This is a genomic window from Streptomyces sp. NPDC017943 (assembly GCF_044328425.1).
In the GTDB taxonomy this organism is placed as follows: domain Bacteria; phylum Actinomycetota; class Actinomycetes; order Streptomycetales; family Streptomycetaceae; genus Streptomyces; species Streptomyces djakartensis_A.
In genome coordinates, this window is sequence record NZ_JBIRHH010000020.1 from 1 (window position 1) to 22,412 (window position 22,412).

Sequence of the window (22,412 nt, forward strand, 5' to 3'; positions counted from 1 at the left end):
CCGACCCCAGTTCCTGGCGCGCGACGGAGTCATCGACTGCCCGGCCTCGTCCTCGAACACGATCCAGGCCCCGCGCTCCGCCGCGGTGCTCTTACCCGCGGCCAGGTCTCCTTCTTCCGCACCTCGACCGCATCATCGTCCCGCTCGATGACCCGTCTGGCCGGCTGCTGCCAGCTCCAGCCATGCCGCTTCAGTAACCGCCACGTGCCCTCGACGGTGTAGGAGACGTGGAACGGCTGGCCGATCAACGTCTTGATCCGCGCCAGCGTCCACCGCTGGTCCGACCAGCCATGGACCAGCGGGCCACGCTCCAACTCTCGCTCCAGCCCGACGATCTGCGTTTCGCTGAGCCGGGACCAACCCGGAGAGCCCTGCGACAGGACCCCGGCCTCGCCGTGCTCGCGCCAGGCCCGGCGCCACCGCTCCACCGACCGCTCGCTCACCCGCAGACAAGAGGCGACCTCGCGGTTCGTCTCCCTGCCCTCGAAGCGGATGACAGCCTGCAACCGGATGTCCTCCCGCGCGGCCCTCTCGGTGTCGGTCAGCCCACCACCCTGCGCGTATCTCACGACCCAGACCTACCGGAGCCAGCAGACCGCTGTCAGGCGAACCGTCCCGACATAACTCAATCAAGTTCAGTAGCAGGTGAGGGGGTGTTCGGCCCGGTCGTGGCCGGTTCTCAGGCGTTGGCAGTACGGTCGAGACAACGCCGACGATGGCACGGTAGATGTCGGGCAGGCGGTCGCTGCGGTGGGTCCAGCGGGTGAGTTGCTTCCAGCGTTCGTGGTCGGCGGAGGCGTTGACGGGGACGCGGTCGGAGGAGTGCCCGTGGCAAGCCCGTTCCCACTGCTCGACTCTGCCGGCCAAGGTTCCGGGCCACGGTCTGGGGGGATCGCTTGGCCACGGTGGTCACGGCTCAGGCCGAGGTAACCATCGTCCAGGAAGACCTCGACGTCGGGGAAGTGCCGGAAGCACACGGCGATGCCCTCATTGCGGGCAGCCGTGGCGTCGCGCATACGCCCAGGTCGCAGGGCATCGGTCCATAGCGTGCGGCCATGCCAGTCCGCGATCACGGTGGCCTTCATCGTGTTCTGCTTCTTCTTGCCCGAGACGAAGGCACGGCGTCCGCCGCGGCAGCCGGTGGCCGGCGGACCTGGATCTCGCTTGGCATCCAGACGCAGCTCGACGCCTTCGGCCTGGGCGTAGGCACAAACATCCGTCAGCGTCCGAAGCCGCAGGCCGGGACAGTCGGGGACCGAGCCCCCGTTATGTTCTTCGCGGTCCCGCAATGGGGCCGCTGGCCTCCGGGTCCGGTATGACTGTGTCCCCTCTGTCGAACGGATGACCTGGGGGGTGGTGTCGCCGGCCCGGCAGGCGCCGTCGGAGACGCTGATGAGAGACCCGGCCACCGCCCGGCCCGGCGCAATGCCGGTCGCAGAAGCGGGCGGCAGGTCTGCATAACGTGGATGCGCGAGCACGGCGCCACCGCCATGGCCGGCACGGTCAACAACCCGGAAAGGGTGCGATGTTCGACACCGAAGACGTGGGCGTCTTCCTCGGGATGGACGTCGGCAAGACCGCTCACCACGGCCACGGGCTGACCCCGGCCGGGAAGAAGGTCTTCGACAAGCCGATGCCCAACAGCGAGCCGAAGCTGCGGGCCGCCTTCGACAAGCTCAAGGCCAAGTTCGGCACCGTCCTGGTCATCGTCGACCAGCCCGCCTCGATCGGCGCCCTGCCCCTGACCGTCGCCCGCGACGCGGGCTGCCAGGTCGCCTACCTGCCCGGACTGGCGATGCGCCGGATCGCCGACCTCTACCCGGGAGAGGCGAAACCCGACGCGAAGGACGCCGCTGTGATCGCAGACGCGGCCCGGACGATGCCCCACACCCTGCGCTCGCTGGAGCTGACCGACGAGATCACCGCCGAGCTCACGGTGCTGACCGGCTTCGACCAGGACCTCGCGGCCGAGGCGACCCGCACCAGCAACCGGATACGCGGCCTGCTCACCCAGTTCCACCCCTCGCTGGAACGCATACTCGGCCCCCGGCTGGACCACCCGGCCGTCACCTGGCTCCTCGAGCGCCACGGATCCCCAGCCGCACTGCGCAAAGCGGGCCGCCGCAGGCTCGTCGAGGCGATCCGGCCCAAGGCCCCACGCATGGCCGCCCGGCTGATCGACGACATCTTCGACGCCCTCGACGAACAGACCGTCATCGTTCCCGGCACGGGCACCCTCGACATCGTGATCCCGTCGCTGGCCGCCTCGCTCACCGCGATCCACACCCAGCGCCGGGCCCTGGAAGCCCAGATCAGCACCCTGCTGGAGGCCCACCCTCTACACCAGGTCCTGACCTCGATGCCCGGAGTCGGAGGCTGTACGGGGAAGGTTCGCCGGGAAGCTTGCGGCGTCCGGTGCGGTGCATCGCACGGCGGAGCATGACCCGCGTACTGGATGTACTCGGATCATGCGACAACGCGGCGAGGTGCCGTGCCGGACGCCGCGAGCCGGTGAACCTTCCCGGTCACAGCACTAGCGCACCTCTCCGATCGCTGGGTGACCGTGGAACGCACCGAACAGGCCCGAGTGCGGCAGGTTGTGCCGCAGAGGGATCGGCGTGCCCACCAGCCCGTCGACAAACACCAGTTGATGCCGGGCGCCAGCACCCACGGCCCGCTTCTTGGCTCTGCCCCGCGTCGATGGCGACGACCCTCGACCCCAACCTGCCACGGCTTGGCAAAGTCTTCGACCAGACAAGCAAGTTCAGACTGAAAAGACCGTGAGCAGCCGATGCGCCAGCACCGTCCGACTGACCATGATCGCCACAGCGGAATCATGCCGTCCACCTGACACGACACCCCACCCGCCCAACACGCACCAACTCGTAGACAAAGGGCTGCCGTCGCCGGCACCCGGGAGATACCCGAGTGCGATGAGGGTGTAGGCACGCTTTGGACGTTCACCCCAGCCTCGGGGATGCTCGCCAGCGGAAACCACGCCTGCCCAGTCGCGGCACTATCCCGGCCCTACCTGGCCAACCCCCGCGGTGGCCCACCGATAGACCCTCAGCGACCCGGCCAGCGACGGAAGCTGTCGTGGACCCGGCGTGCGCCGGGGGGAGGACGTGCCGGGTCCACGAGCATCCGGGCCCACCGGTCTGGCGGTTCCGTCTGCTTGTCTAGCTACGGACGTCTGTCACGAACGGTTCACCGTCCGTGCCGCACGTTGCCGCAGAGAACGAGCCCCGGATGTGCGAAGGGTGAACCCACCCTGAAGCCCGCGCGTAGGCAGCTCAGCGAAGGCAGTTCACTTAAGAGCTCACGATGAGGAAGAGGCACATCATGGCGAGTTGGCGCACCCTACCGCTGGTACTGACTACGACCACAGTTCTTCTCGCCACGGCCTGCGGTGGCGGGTCCGAAGACACTAGTGCGCCCAACGCCAGTAGTACTCCGTCGGCCTCGCCCGTCGCCCAGAGCCCGGTCGCTGTGCCGCCCGGTGGAGACCCTCGCACGGGGCCTGCTGCGCAGATGGCCCTTGTGAACGACCCCAACATCGGGCCGCTTCTCACAGATGGCACCGGCTTCACCTTGTACCGGTTCACTGATGACGGTGCCAAGCCCACAACGTCGGCGTGCAACGGTGAGTGCGCCAAGACGTGGCCTCCGGTCCCGGCGGAGGGCGCCACCCTCCCAGCGGGAGTGGATCCCAAGCTCAAGGGTTCGATCGAGCGTGCTGACGGCACGAAGCAGCTCACGATCGGCGGAATCCCTCTGTACCGCTATGCCAAGGATGCGAAGCCGGGGCAGGTATCGGGCGACGGGGTAGGCAACACATGGTTCGCCGGCCTGCCTCCGGAGGAGGTGCCGGGCCTCGACGCGGCACTTGCCGGGCTACCGGAGACCGGTGGGGACGGAAGTGGGGCTGCCGGAGATGACACGGCTGGTGGCGCTGCGCAACCCGGTGATGGAGCCGGAACCGGGGATGTGCCCGATGCCGTCGCTAGCTTGCCTGGGCTCTCTGTGGTCGAGGACCCGGAGCTCGGCGAGATCGTGGTCGACGCGAAGGGCCGGACGCTGTATCGCTTCACCAAGGACACCGACTGGCCTATGACCTCTGCCTGCACCGGCGAGTGCCTGGACAAGTGGAAGCCTGCCGCCCTGGTGGACAAGAACGACGTCGAAGGTATCGACCCCAAGCTCGTCATTCCGTTCGACAGGCCGGACGGTAAGCAGCAGCAGACGCTGGACTGCTGGCCGCTGTATTGGTTCACCGGTGACAAGCCTGGAGAGATCAATGGTCAGGGCTCAGGCGGCACGTGGTTCGCGGTGGCACCGGACGGATCGCTCGTGAAGAAGTAAGCCCGGGCAGTCCCCGTCTCGGGGTTTAACGGCTGCCGGCCTGGCGCCTACGGCGCCAGGCCGGCAACTGGACGTCGGACCGTTCTGTTCAGACGAAGGCATGCAGTACCGACGGGACGTCACCAAGTCGCCGCGGTAGCCAAGCGGTCAGAGACCCAGGTGCTCCTTCTCGTCGCAGGACGATGTCGTCGTGGAGCCGGTCGACGGCTCGCCGAGAGAGAGGCTCGAGGAGTTGGTCACTGACATGAGCATATTCCTCAAGAAAGCTGTGTCGGTCGCCCTTGAGCGGGTATGAGTCGCTTCCGGCTCTCGCATCCGCGGTGCAGAACAGACCGAGCAGGGCAACGGCGTTCCGCGTAAGAGGTGCCTCGTGCGCAGCCCGCACCGTCCTGAACACACTGGCCGCCCCTTCGACGTCTTGGCGCTGCAGCGCGACCAGCGCACGAAGATTGCTCGCGACGGCCTTCAAGTTGACGGACGACAGGGAGTGGGCGAGCGCTTCTGCCTCCGCAACACGATCCTCGGCCGCGTCTGGTCTGGCCTTGCCGATGTCGAGGTAGGCGAGCCTGAGCAGGACGGAGGCCAGCCGACCACGGGCACCGACATCGCGGAAGACCTGCGCTGCCTCTGTCCAGTGAGCCCGTGCCTGACTGCGCTCTCCGCTGCACTCCTCGGCGTCACCGCAGAGGACCAGGTTGGCAGCTCTCGAGAACGCGTCCTGCGCCTTCTCCGACGCTTCGACGCCGATCAGAGCGTGTTCAAGCGCAGCCGCGAAGTCGCCACGATGCATGCAGTACATCGACCAGGCAGCTTGCAGATTTCCGCGGTCCCAGTACTGCGTGGTGCCGACGAGGAGGGAGTCGGCTTCCGCGAAGATTCCCTCAGCGCCCTCCTGAACGTGCATCAGGGCGAACATGGCATCGTAGCCAGGTCCTACTACGGCCAACACTGCGCTGTCCGAGTGTCTCCAGCGGCCTACATTTCGCTGCCCGTACTCGCGGGCTTCGGTGTGGCGGCCGAGGACATGGTTGAGCCACGTGATCCATGAGATGGCGTAGTGGAATGCCCATTCCGTCTGTTCCTGACGTCCCTGTTGTCCGCTGGAGACTTCCTCGTCGTATGCGGCAATGACCTGTGTCAGGCGTTCGGCACCTTCGGCCTCCCTGCCCGCGACGTACCAGAAATAGCCGATTCTCGCCTCGAGCAGCAGAGCGTCTGCTGCTCGCCCCGACTCGATAAGGAGACTGGAGGCTGCCCGGAGATTGCCGACTTCCTGGGTGATGCGCCGAACCCAGGCAGCTTGTTCTGCGGAGGTAAGGCCGGTGACGGCCCTTTCGGCAAGCTTTGACGCCCAAGCCAGGAAGTGTTCCTGTGCATCAGTGCGCCGGCCTTCGCCTTCCAAGCGAGCACGCGCATACTCTCGGACCGTCTCCAGCATCTGAACGCGCACGCCATCGGGTGTGGAGACGGGGAGAAGAAGGGACTTGTCGACGAGCTGGGTGAGCGTGTGGATGACATCCGAAGTGCCACTACCGGGCAGTAGCCCCGCGTTCTCCGCCTCACTCAGAGAACAGCCGCCGATGTGCAGCGCCAACTGGGTCAGGACGCGCTGCTCACGCGCGTCCAGCAGGGCGTAGCTCCAGTCTAGGACAGCGCGCAGTGTTTGGTGACGTTCTGGAGCAGTCCGGTTCCCCTTCGTCAACAAGGCAAACCGATCACCCAGACGGAGGGTGATCTCCCTAGGCGACAGCACCCGCACGTGAGGCACGGCGAGCTCGATAGCCAGGGGCAGCCCTTCAAGCTCCCGGACCAAGGTGACGACATCTCGCTTCGTTATGTCGTCGGTAGAGAACGAAGGATTCACCATCAGGGCTCGGATGGTGAAAAGTTCTGCCGACTCGCTCGTCGTCATAGGCGCGAGTGTATGCAGCACTTCGCCGTTGAGCCCCAAGGGCTCCCGGCTCGTGGCGATGACACTGAGCTGCGGGCATCGCCCCAGCAACTCGGCCACCAGACCGGGGACGACATCCAGCACGTGCTCGCAGTTGTCGAGCGCCAGCACCATTCTTCCGCTGCCGAGGAAGGCCGTGAGACGTTGGATCTGATCATGAGGTTGCTCGTCAGGACGGACGGCGGCGTCCGAAAGTCCTAGGGCAGCAGACACGCCCGCCAGCACACCCTGTGCGTCGGTCACGGCGAGGTCCACCCACCACACCCCGTCCCGTTCGGGGACGAGCAGTCCGCACATCTCCAGCGTCAGGCGCGTTTTACCGACTCCGCCCGGGCCGACGACGGTCACCAGTCTTTCCCTCTCGGCACGCTCACGCAGGCTGTCCAGCTCCACGGTACGGCCGATGAACGGGCCAAGCGGTCTCACGACATTCCCCGAACCGCGTGAGGCGGAAGGGGACTCCGCCGCCGCCGCTGGGGCTGGCTCAGCGTGGGCAAGAGACGGATCATGCTGAAGGATCTGAGTGTGCACAGACCGGATCTCAGGCGAGGGCATCGCCCCCAACTCCGCGTCCAGCAGCTGCCGCCCCTCCTCATAGACCGCCAGTGCCTCCGCGTGCCGGCCCGAGCGATAGAGGGCCAGCATCAATCTCCGGCGGATACCTTCGTGCAGTGGTTCCTGATGCGTCAGGGCAGTGAGTTCCGGGACCAGTTCGTTACTCTTCCCCAGTTCGAGAGCGGCATCGGCCGCTTCCTCCGAGGCAGAAAGCCTCAGAGCCTCCAGCCGAGTGCGCTCGCCGTCGAAGGGGCTCCCGGTGAAGTCGTCTAGGGGGCGCCCCCGCCACAAAGCCAGTCCTTCGCGCAGGCGCCGCTCAGCCCTTTCGTGGCGACCGGCACGAAGGTGCTCGCGTCCCTCCCGCACGGCTCTTTCGAACTCTGCCACGTCGAATGCGTCATCGGGGGTGACGATCAGTTGGTATCCGCCGTCTCGGCTGACCAACCGGTCACTTTCTCCTGCCGACCCGAACGCCGACCGCAGCTTGGCGATTTGCACCTGCAGCGCGTTGACGGGGTCCTTGACCTCCCTGTCCCACCACACATCGTCGATGAGAGCGCCCCGCTTGACCACGGCTCCTCGAGCGAGCAGCAGTCGCGCGACCACGGCACGGGCGACCGGGCCAGGCAGCCTCACCGAGACGCCGGAACTGGTCTCGACGTCGAGCCGGCCTAGCAATCTGAAGTGCATGCCCCATTGTCCCCTCCGGAACCGGTTTGAGTCGAGGGGTTCCGGCCTCTGCTGCTAGGGGCTTTCGTTTGGATCAGCGGGCGGACCACAGGAAGATGCCCGCGATGTGGAGTCCGGCCAGGTAGATCGTGGCGGTCTTCTCGTAGCGGGTGGCGTTGCCGCGCCACTGCTTGAGGCGGTTGATGCACCGCTCGACGGTGTTGCGCTGCTTGTAGGCCTCGCGGTCGAAGGTCGGCGGCCTGCCGCCCCGGCTGCCGCGACGCAACCGGTGGCCACGCTGATCTGCCGGGACCGGGATCACCGCCCGGATGCCCCGCTTGCGCAGGTGACTGCGAATCGCGCGGGAGGAATAAGCCTTGTCTGCCAGGACCACGTCCGGCCTGGTGCGCGGTCAGCCGCGTCGCCGGGGAACGCGCAGGCGGGCCATGACGTCGGTGAAGGCCGGTGCATCGCCCGCCTGTCCGGCGGTGAGAACGAACGCGAGAGGGCGGCGGCGGGCATCGGCGGCCAAGTGGATCTTGGTCGTCAGCCCACCGCGGGACCGGCCGATGGCGTGGTCGCCGGGTTCGCCGGCGGGCGCCCTCTTTTGCGGGCCCCGGCCGCGTGCTGGTGAGCTCGCACGATCGTGGAGTCGACGGACACGGCCCAGTCAAGGTCCTCATCGGCGTCGGCTTGTGCCATCAGCGCGGTGAACACCCGCTCCCACGTGCCGTCGACGGCCCACATCCGCAGCCGGTTGTAGACGCCTCGCCAGTTGCCGTACTTCTCCGGCAGGTGGACCCACTGCGTTCCGGTCTGGAACTTGAAAGCGATCGCATCGATCACCTCACGATAATCCCGCCAGCGACCACCCCGCTTCGGCGTCCGGTCCGGGAGCAACGGCTCAATCCGCGCCCACTGAGCATCTGTTAACGGCACACCCGGACCAACGACCGACTGATCCAAACGAAACTGCCTAGTGACCTGAGTCGGAGATTCGTCGGCAGTAGGCGGCGACTTTGTCGAGGATTTCGTCGGCGGTCTTCGTCCAGACGAACGGTCTGGGGTGGTCGTTCCAGTCGGCGAGCCAGGACCTGATGTCGCGTTCGAGGGCCTGGACGGAGCGGTGGACGCCGCGCTTGAGCTTCTTCTGTGTGAGCTCGGCGAACCACCGCTCCACCTGGTTCAGCCAGGACGAACTCGTCGGTGTGAAGTGCAGGTGGAAACGCGGTGTGCCAGCAGCCACTTCCTGACGGCGGGTGTCTTGTGGGTGACGTAGTTGTCCAGGATCAGGTGCACCTCGAGCCCGGCGGGCACCTCCTTGTCCAGCCTGGCCAGGAACTTCTTGAACTCCACGGCCCGGTGCCTGCGGTGCAGAGAGCCGATCACTTTGCCGGTGGCGACCTCCAGCGCGGCGAACAGGGTGGTGGTGCCGGCCCGGACGTAGTCGTGGCTGCGGCGCTCGGGAACCCCGGGCATCATGGGCAGCACCGGCTGGGACCGGTCCAGGGCCTGGATCTGCGACTTCTCGTCCACACACAGAACCAGGGCCTTCTCCGGCGGATCCAGGTAGAGACCGACGACGTCACGGACCTTGTCGATGAACAAAGGGTCCGTGGAGGGCTTGAAGGTCTGCGAGCGGTGTGGGGCCAGGGCGAACGCCCGCCAGATCCGCGAGATCGCGGACTGCGACATGCCCGTGGCCGCTGCCATCGACCTGGTCGACCAGTGGGTGGCGTTCTTCGGCTTCTCCTCCAGCGTCTTGACGATGACGCGCTCGACGTCCGCGTCAGTGATCTTCCGTGGGACACCGGGCCGCGGCTCGTCGGACAGGCCGTCCAGGCCGCGTTCGATGAAGCGCCGCCGCCAGGTGCGGACCGTGTCCGGGGAGGCACCCAACCGGCGCGACACCTCCATGATCGAGTGGCCCTCGGCGCACTCCAGCACGATCCGCGACCGCTGAGCCAGAGCCTGAGCCGTCGAGCGGCGACGCACCCAACCCTCCAGCACAGCCCGCTGGGCATCGGTCACAGACAACGGCGGAATCTTCGGACCCGGACGACTCATACCGAACCAACGACGAATCTCCGACTCAGGTCACTAGGTGCTGTTCTTGGATCTCCCGACATGAGCGGTGTGTTGGGATCAGGCTGGCATCATGGGCCGTGGGGATCTGACGAATGCGGAATGGGCTCGGCTGGAGTCGTTCTTGCCTCCTGGCGGTGCACGGGGAGGTCGGTGGAGCGATCACCGTCGGGTGATCAACGGAGTTCTCTACCGGGTGCGGACTGGTGTGCAGTGGCGGGATCTGCCGGAACGGTTCGGTCCGTGGGAGACGGTCTACAAGCGGCATCGCCGCTGGTCATCGGATGGAACGTGGAAGATGCTGCTGTCTCGTATCCAGGCCGCCGAGGATGCCGCGGGCGGGATCGACGGGGACGTGTCGGTGGACCCGACCGCGGTGCGAGCTCATCAGCAGGCAGCCGGTGCGAGGAAGGCGCCGCCGGCCCTGGATCCTCAAAGGGGGAAGGGTCAGGGGACAAATCAGGTCGATCCGGTGCTGCGGAGAGCGGCCGTCCGGCTGGAGGAGGTGGTCAGACCGGCGAATGCCTAGGACGTTCCCGCGGCGGGTTCACCACCAAGATCCACCTCGCCGCCGACGGACGATGCCGGCCCCTCGCCTACGTTCTGACACCGGGACATTACGGTGACGGCCCCCACCCGAGCACGTGCTGGGGCAGATCTCCGTGCCTCGATCCGGAGTGGGACGACCCCGCACCCGGCCCGACCCTGTGCTGGCCGACAAGGCCTACACGTCCCGAAACAACCCGCGCTACCTGCGACGACGCGGCATCCGGCACACCATCCCCGAACATCCCGACCAGCAAAGGCACCGGCACAACCGAGGATCCCAAGGCGGCCGGCCCACCGGATTCGACCGCGAGCACTACAAGAAACGCAACACCGTCGAACGTGCCATCAACCGGCTCAAAGGCTTCCACGCCGTCGCCACACGCTACGAGAAACGCGCCTACATCTACCTCGGCACCGTCTCCCTCACAGCTCTCATGACCTGGCTCCGCACATGATCCGAGAAACAGTGCCTAGAGGCTGTCCCGTAACCGGTGGTGCTGCTGGTGCGTTGGTCGGGCATGGGTGGGGTGATCTCAGCTGATGATGCGAAGTGGATCGAGCCGTTTGCGGGTCTGACCGAGGTGCAGTTTGCGAGGCTGGTGGCACTGGTACGGCGCCGTGATGGCGACGTTCAGCGTGGCCGGCCATGGCGGCTGTCGCTCGAAGACCGGGTGTTGCTGGTGGCGACGTACTGGCGCACGAACCTCACGTTGCGGCAGGTGGCGCCGTTGTTCGGAGTCTCGAAGTCCGCTGCCGACCGCATCTTGGACCATCTCGCACCGCTGCTGGCCATCTCGCCCGCGCGGCGGCCGCGCAAGGACACCGTCTACATCGTCGACGGCACCCTGGTGCCCACCCGCGACCGCAGTGTCGCCGCATCCAGCAAGAACTACCGGTACTCGACCAACCTGCAGATCGTCATCGAGGCCAACAGCCGCCTGGTCGTGGCCATCGGTCTCCCGCTGCCCGGCAGCCGTAACGACTGCCGGGCCTTCACCGAGTCCGGCATCGATCGGGCCTGCCGCGGCGCCCCGACCCTCGCCGACGGCGGCTACCAAGGCACGGGCCTCCTCATCCCGCACCACAAACGACGAGGCCAGAGCCGCCTCAGCCCCTGGCAGGAGGCAGAGAACGCCGTCCATCGCCGGGCACGAGCGCGCGTGGAACACGCCCTGTCGCGGCTGAAGAACACTTCCCCGCCCGCGACATGATGAACCACACCGGCGCATACGGCTCCCCGTACTACCTCGGCGTCTCACAAGCACCCTCGGAGGGCGGGGACTCGCTTCGCTGTCCGCTGCCGATGGTGCTTGTGAAGGACCACGGGAGTACGGAGGGTGGGACGTGTCGGTGTCGGTCATCGTCGCGTCGGTGGCTTCCGGCGACGCTTCCGATAAGGCACGTTGGGATCCGGACGTGCGGGGGTTGTAGGGGTTCGGTTCGGCTCACCCCTCCCCCCGCCCGAACCGGACGAGTGAGCGCGGGCTCTCGGCAGCACCGTCTCCACGAAACCCGACCACCCCATACTTCCATCCCTACGACACGTGCGGGCGGCCCCGGTCCGTCACCCCCGCCAATTCACTCTTCGGCACTCCCGCCCCCGCAACACCTAACTTCCAGGGCTTGGCTCTCCCGCCCCTGCCGCCCCCGCAACCCAGGACAGCCCCTGGAAGCTTCCCCACCCACACACACACCGCATACCCTGCCGCCGGCCCCACACCCCGCCCACCCGCAGGCCCGGCCCACACCCCCGCCCCTCCCCCACGGCAACCCAACGTCATCGACGCCGACATGTACGTCCCCCGCGAGACCAGCGGCCCGGTCCCCGATGACCTCCTCGCCGTCAAGGACTTACCCTTCCACGGCTACCAGACCCCCTATACCGCCTTCGCCCGCTCCCGGCTCTCCCTCTTCGTTGGCGACCAGCACAAACAGTTCCGCGAAGAACTCCTCAAGAAACTCGCCGACCCGGCCAACTGGGGCGTGACCTACGCCCAGGTCCACCACTACGCCCGCACCAAAGGAATCAACCTCACCGCACACGACCTCAACGACTTCCGCCAACGCACCACCCGGCCCGACATCCAAGCTGCGGCCCAAGCCCAAGCCGCAGCCCAAGCCCAAACCCAGGCCTACATACACGCCCGAGCCCGAGCCGAGGCCTACATACAGCCCGAGCCCGAGCCGAGGCAGTACTGAATGATGATGCGGGCGGGCGGCAGGGGAAGCCCTCCAAGCACACGCCCGCGGAATGGGCAGCCGCGATACGGGATCTGCCCCAAGAGGACATCAGCGACAGCCAAGTAAAACTCTGCCTCCCCAGCACCCGAGTGACGGTGGGTGGAGTTACCATCGGCAGGCATCTGTACCATGCGACACAGAAGAAGGACGGCACTGCGGATGGGATTCTGACACCTGTGGAGTGCAGGGCGCTGCGAAAGAGGGGCTTGGGACCTTTCCTCGTCGACATGCCCAGCGGAGGGATTTTGGTCACCACCCCCCAACCACAAGCCCCAGCCGAGACAGCACTGCATGGTAGTGCGGGTACGCGTCGGACGCGCGTGAACCGCACGCCCGAGGAATGGGCGGACGCAATACGTGCTCTGCCCGAATCGCAAATCACCGACAATCAAAAAAATCTCCGCCTCCCCACCTCTGACGTGAAGGTCAGCGGAGTTCCCATCGGTGTGCGTATTAAAATGGCAGTGCTTGGGACAGGGAAATCCAAGCCGCAGGTGGTTCTGCAGGAGGTGGAGGCCGAGGCGCTGCGGGCCAAACGGCTGGGGCCTTTCCTCGTCAAGGTAGACGGCGGATACGGTCTGGTCAGAAATCCCGTGCAACCAGATGCCGGGCCTTCCCGCCAGGGTGTAGAGCCCTCGCTGACACAGGACGGATCCCGCGCCGCGGCTGTGTTCCCGACCAGGAACACAGCCCGGCCCGGCATCGAAACAACAGCCCCCCTGCCACAGCTCCCGGCCAGCTGGCCCACCGCGGCATCCACTTCCGCGGCATCCACCTCGTACTCCCACCACCTCATGCCCCTCACCATGGCAGCAGCCGCCGGCCAATTCCCACCCGGACGCCCCTCCTCCCACCCACACCACCACACACCTCAGCCAGCCGAAACCACCCACACCACACACGACCTCAACGACCTCCGCAACCATCACACCCAAACCACCCCCCGAGCCCACGCACAAGCCCCAGCCGAGGCAGCACAGAATGATGGTGCGGGAACGGGTAAGGATGTGCGGCGGACGTATATCAAGCGCACGCCCGAGGAATGGGCGGACGCGATACGGGATCTACCCGAATGGCAAATCACCGACAATCAAAATAAGCGCCACCTCCCCACCTCTTACGTGAAGGTCAGCGGAGTTCCCATCGGTGAGCGTATTAAAAGCGCAGTGATTAGGGCGGGGAAATCCAAGCCGAAGGTGGTTCTGAAGGAGGTGGAGGCCGAGGCGCTGCGGGCCAAACGGCTGGGGCCTTTCCTCGTCAAGGTGGAGGGCGGATACGGTTTGGTCAGAAATCCCGTGCAACCAGATGCCGGGCCTTCCCGCCAGGGTGTAGAGCCCTCGCTGACACTGGGCGGCTCCCGCGTCACAGCCGTGTTTCCGACCCGGAACACAGTTCTGCCCGGCACAGAAACCACAGCCCTCCTGCCACAGCCCCCGTCCAGCTGGCCCACCGCGGCATCCGCTTCCGCGGCATCCACCTCGTACTCCCACCACCCCATGCCCCTCACCATGGCAGCAGCCGCCGGCCAAACCCCACCCACCCCCACCCACACCACCCCACAAACCAACACCCCACACCCCAACCCGCCGGACACACCCGCAACACCCACACCACCCTCAACCAAGGACCGGGCCGGTAAACAGCTCCTCCCCCAACCGGACGTGACGACGCATGCGGCCGGCGCTCTGCGGCAAGGTGGTGGTGCGGCCGGTGAAGCGCAACCGATTATCGGTGTCGTAGCGGCCCAGGAGCAGGGTGCGAGGTGCGGCGGCCGAGCCGGTGAATGCGCCCACGATCGCGTCCTCGGTGGCACAGACCTTGTACTTGCCCCACGCCCTCACCCCTGGGCGGTAGGGCTCGGTCAGCCCTGCGAAGCACAGTCCCTCCAGCCCCGCCGCCGTCCATGCGAGCCACGCGCGGGCGGTGGCCGGGTCGGTGGTCGACGGGCACAGCGTGAACGGCGCCGCCAGGCCTGCGTCGGCGAACAGGGCCTCCAGGGCGGCCCAGCGCCGGGCGTAGGGCCAGACGGTCAGGTCGGTGCCACCGAGGTGCGTGGCGTCGAACACGACCAGGTGCGCGGGCCAGGTCTGCGCAGCCCCGAGGGCACCGGCCCCGCGGCGGCGAGCCAAGCGCTGCTGGAGCCGGTTTCCCCGCCCCGGGCGTGCTCGGGAGCCCGACCTCCCTTGGAGCCTCCCTCAGCCACCCACGATCAGGAGATCTGCCCACGTGTCAGGGCTGCCGGACAAGTGAGCCAGGGTGGTGGAGTGTGCGTAGGGAGGGGAGACAGAACTGACACTATGATCGTGAGGTTTCTCGATACCTATGACGGATGATGAGCTGCTGCAGGCGATCAAGGACCACAAGTTCGCCACAAATGACAAGGGCGCCCCCGTACTCCCTCCGCAAAGCACCCGCCTGGGCCAGCGTCTTCACAATGCCCTGGTCAACAAGGGGCATGTGAATTCGGCGCTGCAGTCAGAGGCACAGGCCGCTCTGTGGGAAAAGCGCTTCGCCCTCGTCACCAGCACCGACGGCCGCAGGGTGGGGCTGCACCCCAGCACCCTCCGCACCGGCGGAACACGCCAGCCGCAGGCGAGGGGACCGCTCGTGCCAGCGGCGGCGGGACCTGTGGCCGGTGGGTCCAGGCAGCACACCGGGCAGAGCATTTCCCTGCCACGCATACCACAGCTCCGCCCTCGTGAGACGCAGCCCGCCAGACGCCCCTGACCCACCAAGCAAGGACCCTCGAAACCCCCAGCGTGAAGCACTCCCACCCGATAAAAGTCAAAACTCAAGTTGCGCACCGACCGTCCTGCAGGCTTCAACCGCCGTCAAGCAACCGTGGTGTCAGCCCTTGTAGTCGGATCGGCAACCAGCCAATGGTCCTGGATTTCAGGCCGGGGACGAGAGTCGGCTCGGTGAAGATCTTGGGTTCCTGGCCCAGCTGTGTTAGGAAGACGAGCTCAGCGTCGGGGCCGATGACACGGGGACGGCTCGCGACGCCCATCTGGCTTGTGTCCAGATGACCAAACGACTCCACGTATGCGCTCAGCTCTGCGGCCGCGAACCTCGATCGCAGAGGCCTCGGAGCGGTTCCGTGCACGAGTTGTTCAACGGTCCGCTCCGTGTCTTGTGCTGGTGCCAGCGGATGGTTCGCCGTCACCCACGCGTGGGCGCGCGTCCGGCGCAGGTCGGGTGCGGTCAGGCCCCAGGCGGTCTCGAAGTCCCGGTCGTCGACAATAGCCAGGAGCCACTCCAGGCTGCCTGGACCGGGCCGTCGATGTGGGCCTGGATCTCGGCTTCGCTTTGATCGAACGTCACAGTTGCCAGTGGTATGACCCGCCACCGACAACCCACATCGGCATCACAGACTGAGACCGAGGCTCCAGTCGATGCACGACATTTCTCGGCGCCACGCGCCGGGTACTTGGCAACATCGGGCGTGTGAGGGCAGGTCGGACGCCCCGCGACAGCATCTCGTCTCCCAGGTTCTACTCAAGCAGTTCACCGTGGACGAGCCGGATGACCGAGGACCACAGGTGCGTCCCGTCGACGTGCACTTCCCGGAACGCTCGAACAAGCTGAAGAGCACCAGGGCATGTGGGTGGGCCGAAAATTTCATCGCCCACGACGCCGCGTCCGCCGAAGATCTGTGGAACTCCGTGGAGAGCCGGGCTCCTGCTGCCTTCGAGGCTGTAGACGCTGGCACGCCGTTCGCTGACCCGCTGCATATGGAGACCTGCGCGCCCTGATCGTGCTGCACTACGTGCGGTCACACCGCTACCGTGATGTGTACACCAACGCGTTCGAGACCGTGCGAGCGAAGGTTCCAGGTGAGCTCGTCGAACGGTTCCCAGAGGCACTGCGCCGTGAGGCGTTGCGACAGACCGGGCTGCACCTGGCAGATGCAGATGCCCTCAACGCCTTTGCCATGCGGCTTGTCGAGCAGTCTGAGGTCACCCAGGACTTCGGATCGGGCGCCCTGTTTCGCGCCAGCATCGAGAGCATGTTCCACAAGATGCGTGCCGATTCCTCGAACTGGCACCTGGAGATACTGAGCCTATTCCAACTTGACTGTCCGGTCCGCCGATCATGCCGCCGGAGCGTTCCTCGCATGGCGGCCGATTGTGGATCTGCTGGTCACGGGCCTGTCACAGCTGGCATCGCCACTCACCAGCAAGCCCATGACCAGGACAAACGTGAGGTTGGAAAAGGCTCATTGAGGTCTGAGAGCGGACAGTTCCTGATCTGGGACAATCCGGCGTTGACCGTGCGCACGAACGCCACACCCTGGCTGTGCAACATGGCCATCGGTGACGCGCACTCCGTCGTGCTGCCCATCGGTCCCCGCCTTCTGCTGGCTCTGGGAAGGCGAAACATTGTCGGCACCATCCCCCGGGCCACCGTGAACCAGCTCAACACCGTGCAGGTCTTGGCCGCCGACCGCTACGTCTACATGCATCCCCTGAGCACGAGACTGGAGGCGTTCGCGAAGGAGACGGCGCACCGGCGGCGACCGGACCCTGTAAGCCCTTACCTCGCTTCGACGTCGGCCACGGGAAGCAAGAGGTATCCCACGAAGCCCACCGCGACTGATCGTTCTCAAGGGCAGCGCCATCACCTTGGTCATACTCCGCCCGGAATCACGGTCGTGAGCTCCATTTGCCACCACCGTTCGAATCCCCGGCCTGGCAATCGTGCAGCTCAAGGCTGCTGGTCGGCACGTTTCCCCTCCGTCGCCGTGCGGTCAGTTGCAGCCGCGAGGCCGGGAAGAGCGACTCTGCCCCTGATTATATGCCGGCTGATACTGGCGGTAGGAACCAAAGTTCGCCAACCCGCCGAATGAATGGCTGAAGCTAAACTGATCCGCAGCCAAACTTATCGAATTTGTTCCCGAGACTTGGGCGTTCCTAGATTGCAGTTCCTGGCGTTCCTGAGTGCTCCAAGGCAGGAGGGCGAGGGAAACGCCCGACTGCTGCATCACGTCATTGACAGCATCACTGACGGTCGACTCTCGGCCGATTTTGTCACGCAAATAGGATGCGTAAGTTCGGAGAATAGCCCTCTGCATATTCGCTGTCTCGGAGTCGTCCAGACGAAGTCCGGCTTCTGTCTTCTGGCGGTAAGGTTGCAGATCTTGTGCAAGTCGATCGGCAGCGTCTTGGCCGCAGACCCTGGCGGCCCACTCCATGTTGCTCTGCAGATAACCGAGACACCGGCCAGGGCGCATCGGCTCGAAGTCGGGAGCCAGACCGGATAGGGGTGAACTGAGTGTTCCCTCATGAGCAGTCACACACACGATTTGGGACGGGGCGATCGGCCAGGTCGAGTGATACTCATCCTGGAATCCCCCGTGAGGCTCATGCCGCACATCATTTGTGCGCACGCCCACGGCCAAGCACGAGGGATTCATTGTGTAAGCTATAAAAGAATTGATCTCCTTATTGCACCTGAGACTCTGCCCAGGGGAGCCCGAGAGGCTTATATTCCACCCCCCCGTAGAGTCCTGATATGAGCATGGCAAACCCGAGTTCAGAGCACATTCGAGAGCCGCCAGATCGATCCCTCGGAAGGCATGCCACTTAACGGACGTATCTTCCGTGAGCTGTAGAAAACTCTCGCTGGGCATACGCAGTCCCTCTCTCGGCTGCTACCGTCCGAGAACCTACGTCCCACCCGCATGGATAGTTCACACAGGCCGCAGAGACCCCGTGGGGTGGCCGCCTCCAGGCCCGCCGGCACGCGATGGAAGTTCCGCAGTCCCGTCCTCCACGACGGCTTCCCCTTCGCCCGCACCTGTACAAATCAACTCGGGGATCGAAAACAGGCACTCAGCTTGTCATTTAAGGTCCGGTGTCGAACGCGGCTCGAACTTGATCAGTGTTTTCGCAGTTCGGCGGATGTGTAGGCGGCCTTCGTCTGATCCTGTGCTCCGTCACAGAGTGGATCAGCGCGAAGGCCGTGGTCGTGAGTTTGGTGCATCAGGGCGTCTTGCGGGATGCGTTTGTGGAAGTGTCACACTTCCGGTCGGAGCTGTACGCGTGTCTGACTGCGCGGGGCGACGCGTTGTTCGAGTTGTGCGACGCGCTGCTGTGCACGGACGGGCCGGTGCGGACGCTGGTGGATCTCGCGCTCGCGCCCGAGCATCGCCGTGGGCACGGGGCTCTGTACGGCGGGCTCAACCAGGGCCGGATGGACGTTGCCCGGCTGCGTCGGGCCCTGGCCGGGGTGCCGCTGCCGAGGGCGGCGGACGGCCGGCTCGTCCTGGCCGTCGACGTCTCGCCGTGGCTGCGGCCGGACGCCAACACCTGTGCTGACCGGGCCTTTTGCCACACCTACGGCCGAGGCGAGGGCAAGCATCAGATGGTGCCCGGCTGGCCGTACTCGGTGGTGGCCGCGCTGGAGAGTGGCCGCACGTCCTGGACGGCGGTGCTGGACGCGGTCCGTCTGGAGCCCGGAGCCGACGTCGCAGCGGTGACCACCATGCAGATCCGTGAGGTCGTCGAGCGGCTCGTTGCCGCCGGGCAGTGGAGGCCGGGTGACCCGGAGGTCCTGGTCGTGCTGGACGCCGGATACGACGCCCCGCGCATCGCCCACCTGCTGGACGAGCTGCCCGTCGAGATCCTCGGCCGGCTCCGTTCAGACCGCGTGATGCGGCGTCCGACGCCCTCCCGCAAGGAGTTCCATCTGGCCAACCCCAAGGGCGGCCGGCCGCCCAAGCACGGCGGCGAGTTCGTCTTCGGCGACCCCGCAACCTGGGGCACCGAGCAGGCCGTGACCGTCACGGACACCTGGCTCTACGGGAAGGCCACCGCGCAGGCATGGGACCGGTTGCACCCACGGCTGACCCGACGGGCCGCCTGGCTCGACCACAACGGACCGCTGCCCCTCATCGAGGGCACCGTTATCCGCCTGGTCGTGGAGCAGCTGCCCAGTGGCGGGGTCAACAAGCCGGTCTGGCTGTAGTGGTCGCGCACCGGCGCCACCGAAGCGGACGTCGACCGCTGCTGGCAGTCCTTTCTCCGTCGCTTCGACATCGAGCACACATTCCGCCTGTTCAACCAGACCCTCGGGTGAACCAGGCCCCGGCTCCGCAGCTCGGAAGCGGCCGACCGGTGGACCTGGCTCGTGATCGCCGCCTATGCCCAGCTCCGGCTCGCCCGACCGCTGGCCACCGACCTCCGCCGGCCCTGGGAGCAGCCGACGGAGCCAAACAGACTGACACCCGCCCGCGTCCGCAGAGGGTTCAGGAACCTGCACGCGAAGACCGGGTCTCCGGCAGGTGCACCGAACCCATCCCGTCCCGGGCCAGGCAGGCCACCGGGCTCGAAGAACCACCGCCCGGCACGATGTGGGCAGAGTCCACGCTACCGGCGAGGCGTTCAGCCGTCCCGCTCACCACAAAGTCGGTACGAAACCGCGCCGAACTGGATAAACGACAAGCTCAGAGGTCGTTTTAATCTGGATACTCGTGTATCCAGCGGTTTTCAGGCCCCCGGGTTGTGGTGCTCGTGCTGCTGGAGATGCGGAGTGAGTTTTGCTGGCCAGGTGAGGTGACAGGTGAGGGGGAAAGTGACTTGTGCCTGTGTCATCCCAGGACGCCCGGCCTTCGCGGACGTGTGCTTCCGTTGGTGTCGCTGTGCGCCTGGGCGCACTCGGTCCGCGGCGGTACGCCGGAAGGATGCCGACGCGACGCCCGTATCCGAGTGATCTGTCCGATGCCCGCTGGGAGCTGATCGAGCCAGTGCTCTCGGCCTGGCGCTTCGAGCGCCGCGGCAGGGCCCTGGACTTCGGCCGGCCGCCGGAACACGACTTGCGCGACATCATGGACGCGATCTTGTACGTGGACCGCACCGGGGTCCAGTGGCGCTACCTCCCGCACGACTTCCCGCACTGGAACACCGTCTACGGCTACTTCGCCAAGTGGGCGGACGAGGGTGTGTTCGCCCAGCTCAACGGCCTGCTCCGGCAGCTGCTGCGGGAGAAGGAAGGACGGGACGCCGAGCCGTCGGCCTGCGTGATCGACGCCCAGAGCGTCAAGACCTCCACCAGCGTGCCCGCCGCCGGCCAGGGCATCGACGCTGGGAAGTAGATCGTGGGCCGCAAGCGGAACATCGTCACCGACACCCTCGGACTTTTACTTGCCGTGCTGGTCACCGCTGCAAACGTGCAGGACTCCGCCGCCGGCGCCCGGCTCCTGGACCAGGTCGCCGCCGACCATCCCGGCATCCGCAAGGTCTGGGCCGACGGCGGCTACCGCCAGCACCTCGTCGAACATGCCGCCACCCCCGGCATCGACATGGAAATCACCGCCCGCAAGCCCGGTACCAGGGGTTTCACTCCGGTCCCAAAGCGGTGGGCGATCGAGCGCACCTACGGCTGGCTCATGCTGCACCACCGCCTGGCCCACGACTACGAAACCCTGCCCACCCGCTCCGAAGCCGTGATCCACACTGCCATGACCGACCTCATGGCCCGCCGCCTCACCGGCGAAAACACCATCTCCTGGCGCCACCCGACAGCACAGACCAAATGACCGATTCCGGAATGAAACATCAGGCGAAAACGACCTCTCAGCGCAAGGCACACTCCTCACGCCGTATCCGGGTCGACCACGGCATCGCACATCTGAAGAACTGGCGAGCCCTGGCCCGCCACCTCGGCCGCCGCGAGCACATGAGCGACACAATCCAGGCGGTCGCCGGCCTGCTGTCCCACCAGCAGAGAGCGGACCTGAACCTGACACGACAGATGTGACCACGGCCCACGCCGGAGCCCGTGACGTCTCACCGCTTACCGTGCACGAGCTCGTTAGCGGAGGCAGCGGCGAGAGTCGGGCCGTCTCGTTACGAAGCGACGGCGGTCACCTTGCTCGGCGGAGCCAGCGCTGAGTGCTACTGGCTGCGTGCCGGTATGCATTGAAGGGCGAACGAACCAATGCCTGCACGCCTTCTGGCCTCGACCGTGCTGCTGCACAAAGCACAGGGCTGGGGGAGCGTCGGTCAGCAGGTAACGTGCCTCGGCGGTCCAGCCCGCGGCCTACGGGCGCTCTGAGCAGTTGATCGCTGCTGACTGCCGCAGGACCCCTCGGTCGCCGTTGAGATGAGTTAGATCACCACACTAACGACCGAGGACCCTGATCTGCCACCCATAATCCATATCTCCCCGCGAGCAGGAAGCAGGGTCAGCGAGTGAACCGATTGCTCTGCGAATAGGACGGAGGTGGGGAAGATGGATCGGGAGACGTCTGCCTCTGCCCGAGTGACTCCGCCGACGGGTTGGGCTGCAACCTGGCGGCAACATAAGGAGGGAGCTTCGCCCAATCCATTATGGCGTTTCTTACCCCCATAACGGATGCTGCCACATCGGCGAGGCCTCGATGAAGCTGTGCTGCTACATCCATATCTTGCGGGACGTTTTGATCAGCGAATGTGTAGGGCGGCGCTTGAATCGCCTGGGCTTGTCCCTCGATGCGGTTTCTCCACTGCGCACGCCCCTCATCTACTACCCTTTGTCGCCGCTCCCCCAGCATGCGTGTCGCTTCTTTGAGCCGACGGTTGGGGATGGAATCCATATGGAGTACGAGTCGAGCCAGATAACTGTTCTCCGTTTCGCGGTCCTGCAAGACGGCAGCCGTTGCGGAGAATCCGGTTTGTGCACTGTTACCTGACTCAATCTCCCACCCTTCGTAGGACCAGATTATGTCGAGCTGACGCAATAGAACTTCTTTCTCATCATTTGATAACATAATGTACTGTTACTCCAGATGTGGATCATGCTCTGCCGGTCGGGGCCGGTGGCTGAGCTGGGTGTGGGTACCGTCGATTATCGCGCGGCCCCCGCCGGGTCCGGCCTTCGGGGCTGTGGCTGACGTTCGAGGGGGGGGAGCCGGCGCGCTGAAGTTTCCCCGTGATCTCGGACTCGTGATCGTTATGCCGCGAGGGCGTGCTGGTGCCGTTGCTTGGTCTCGGCCGGGGTGAGGTAGCCGAAGGTCTTGTGC

9 protein-coding genes and 7 pseudogenes are annotated in these 22,412 nt (G+C 65.9%); 10 read left to right on the forward strand and 6 right to left on the reverse strand.

Annotated elements, in window-relative coordinates:
* Nucleotides 1-29 precede the first annotated feature (29 nt).
* Both ACH4C6_RS34070 and ACH4C6_RS34075 read right to left on the reverse strand, forming a co-directional pair.
* On the reverse strand, nucleotides 30-569 hold the full coding sequence (locus tag ACH4C6_RS34070) for a winged helix-turn-helix domain-containing protein (protein WP_398112546.1): 540 nt from the start codon (nucleotides 567-569) through the stop codon (nucleotides 30-32).
* A gap of 66 nt (nucleotides 570-635) precedes the next feature.
* Complete coding sequence (locus ACH4C6_RS34075) at nucleotides 636-1,085, reverse strand: hypothetical protein (RefSeq protein WP_398112554.1); 450 nt, start codon at nucleotides 1,083-1,085, stop codon at nucleotides 636-638.
* A gap of 440 nt (nucleotides 1,086-1,525) precedes the next feature.
* Here ACH4C6_RS34075 and ACH4C6_RS34080 point away from each other — a divergent pair.
* Together ACH4C6_RS34080 and ACH4C6_RS34085 are read left to right on the forward strand one after the other, a co-directional pair.
* Nucleotides 1,526-2,392 (forward strand): annotated as a pseudogene (locus ACH4C6_RS34080) (IS110 family transposase); the annotation flags it as partial.
* A 950-nt stretch (nucleotides 2,393-3,342) separates the two neighbouring features.
* Entirely contained in the window at nucleotides 3,343-4,362 is a 1,020-nt protein-coding gene (locus ACH4C6_RS34085; protein ID WP_398112547.1) for an SCO0930 family lipoprotein, read from the forward strand.
* 88 nt (nucleotides 4,363-4,450) lie between these two features.
* Here the strand turns inward: ACH4C6_RS34085 and ACH4C6_RS34090 are convergent, their stop codons facing one another.
* From ACH4C6_RS34090 to ACH4C6_RS34100, 3 genes and pseudogenes are all read right to left on the reverse strand, one after another.
* Entirely contained in the window at nucleotides 4,451-7,558 is a 3,108-nt protein-coding gene (locus ACH4C6_RS34090; protein WP_398112548.1) for a BTAD domain-containing putative transcriptional regulator, read from the reverse strand.
* Nucleotides 7,559-7,631: 73 nt separating this feature from the next.
* Nucleotides 7,632-8,503: pseudogene (locus ACH4C6_RS34095) on the reverse strand (IS5 family transposase).
* A 10-nt stretch (nucleotides 8,504-8,513) separates the two neighbouring features.
* Nucleotides 8,514-9,604 (reverse strand): annotated as a pseudogene (locus ACH4C6_RS34100) (IS630 family transposase).
* A 91-nt stretch (nucleotides 9,605-9,695) separates the two neighbouring features.
* On the opposite strand from ACH4C6_RS34100, the pseudogene ACH4C6_RS34105 reads away from it, so the two are divergent.
* The 3 genes and pseudogenes from ACH4C6_RS34105 to ACH4C6_RS34115 all read left to right on the forward strand — a co-directional run bounded on the left by ACH4C6_RS34105 (nucleotide 9,696) and on the right by ACH4C6_RS34115 (nucleotide 12,370).
* Nucleotides 9,696-10,626 (forward strand): annotated as a pseudogene (locus ACH4C6_RS34105) (IS5 family transposase).
* A gap of 63 nt (nucleotides 10,627-10,689) precedes the next feature.
* A pseudogene (locus tag ACH4C6_RS34110) lies at nucleotides 10,690-11,361 on the forward strand (transposase); the annotation flags it as partial.
* Nucleotides 11,362-11,962: 601 nt separating this feature from the next.
* A complete protein-coding gene (locus ACH4C6_RS34115) occupies nucleotides 11,963-12,370 on the forward strand; it encodes a hypothetical protein (RefSeq protein ID WP_398112549.1) in 408 nt (135 codons plus the stop codon).
* A 1,658-nt stretch (nucleotides 12,371-14,028) separates the two neighbouring features.
* On the opposite strand, the gene ACH4C6_RS34120 is transcribed toward ACH4C6_RS34115, so the two are convergent.
* Complete coding sequence (locus ACH4C6_RS34120; RefSeq protein ID WP_398112550.1) at nucleotides 14,029-14,541, reverse strand: hypothetical protein; 513 nt, start codon at nucleotides 14,539-14,541, stop codon at nucleotides 14,029-14,031.
* Between the two features lie 1,380 nt (nucleotides 14,542-15,921).
* Between ACH4C6_RS34120 and ACH4C6_RS34125 the strand changes: the two genes are divergently transcribed.
* From ACH4C6_RS34125 to ACH4C6_RS34145, 5 genes and pseudogenes are all read left to right on the forward strand, one after another.
* Nucleotides 15,922-16,164: a hypothetical protein gene (locus ACH4C6_RS34125; protein WP_398112551.1), complete on the forward strand. Its 243-nt coding sequence runs from the start codon at nucleotides 15,922-15,924 to the stop codon at nucleotides 16,162-16,164.
* Nucleotides 16,165-16,202: 38 nt separating this feature from the next.
* The gene (locus ACH4C6_RS34130) at nucleotides 16,203-17,258 is read left to right on the forward strand and encodes a DUF4238 domain-containing protein (RefSeq protein WP_398112552.1); all 1,056 of its coding nucleotides are present in this window, start codon (nucleotides 16,203-16,205) and stop codon (nucleotides 17,256-17,258) included.
* Between the two features lie 1,121 nt (nucleotides 17,259-18,379).
* A pseudogene (locus ACH4C6_RS34135) lies at nucleotides 18,380-19,847 on the forward strand (NF041680 family putative transposase).
* Nucleotides 19,848-20,093: 246 nt separating this feature from the next.
* A pseudogene (locus ACH4C6_RS34140) lies at nucleotides 20,094-20,948 on the forward strand (IS5 family transposase).
* Entirely contained in the window at nucleotides 20,945-21,169 is a 225-nt protein-coding gene (locus ACH4C6_RS34145; RefSeq protein ID WP_398112553.1) for a hypothetical protein, read from the forward strand. The pseudogene ACH4C6_RS34140 and the gene ACH4C6_RS34145 overlap by 4 nt, the downstream one beginning before the upstream one ends.
* Nucleotides 21,170-22,412 lie beyond the last annotated feature (1,243 nt).

Bases quoted from the DNA above. Each gene is read 5' to 3' on its own strand.
- ACH4C6_RS34075 (WP_398112554.1), bottom strand. From the start codon at position 1,085: ATGAAGGCCACCGTGATCGCGGACTGGCATGGCCGCACGCTATGGACC.
- ACH4C6_RS34085 (WP_398112547.1), top strand. From the start codon at position 3,343: ATGGCGAGTTGGCGCACCCTACCGCTGGTACTGACTACGACCACAGTT.
- ACH4C6_RS34090 (WP_398112548.1), bottom strand. From the start codon at position 7,558: ATGCACTTCAGATTGCTAGGCCGGCTCGACGTCGAGACCAGTTCCGGC.
- ACH4C6_RS34115 (WP_398112549.1), top strand. From the start codon at position 11,963: ATGTACGTCCCCCGCGAGACCAGCGGCCCGGTCCCCGATGACCTCCTC.
- ACH4C6_RS34145 (WP_398112553.1), top strand. From the start codon at position 20,945: ATGACCGATTCCGGAATGAAACATCAGGCGAAAACGACCTCTCAGCGC.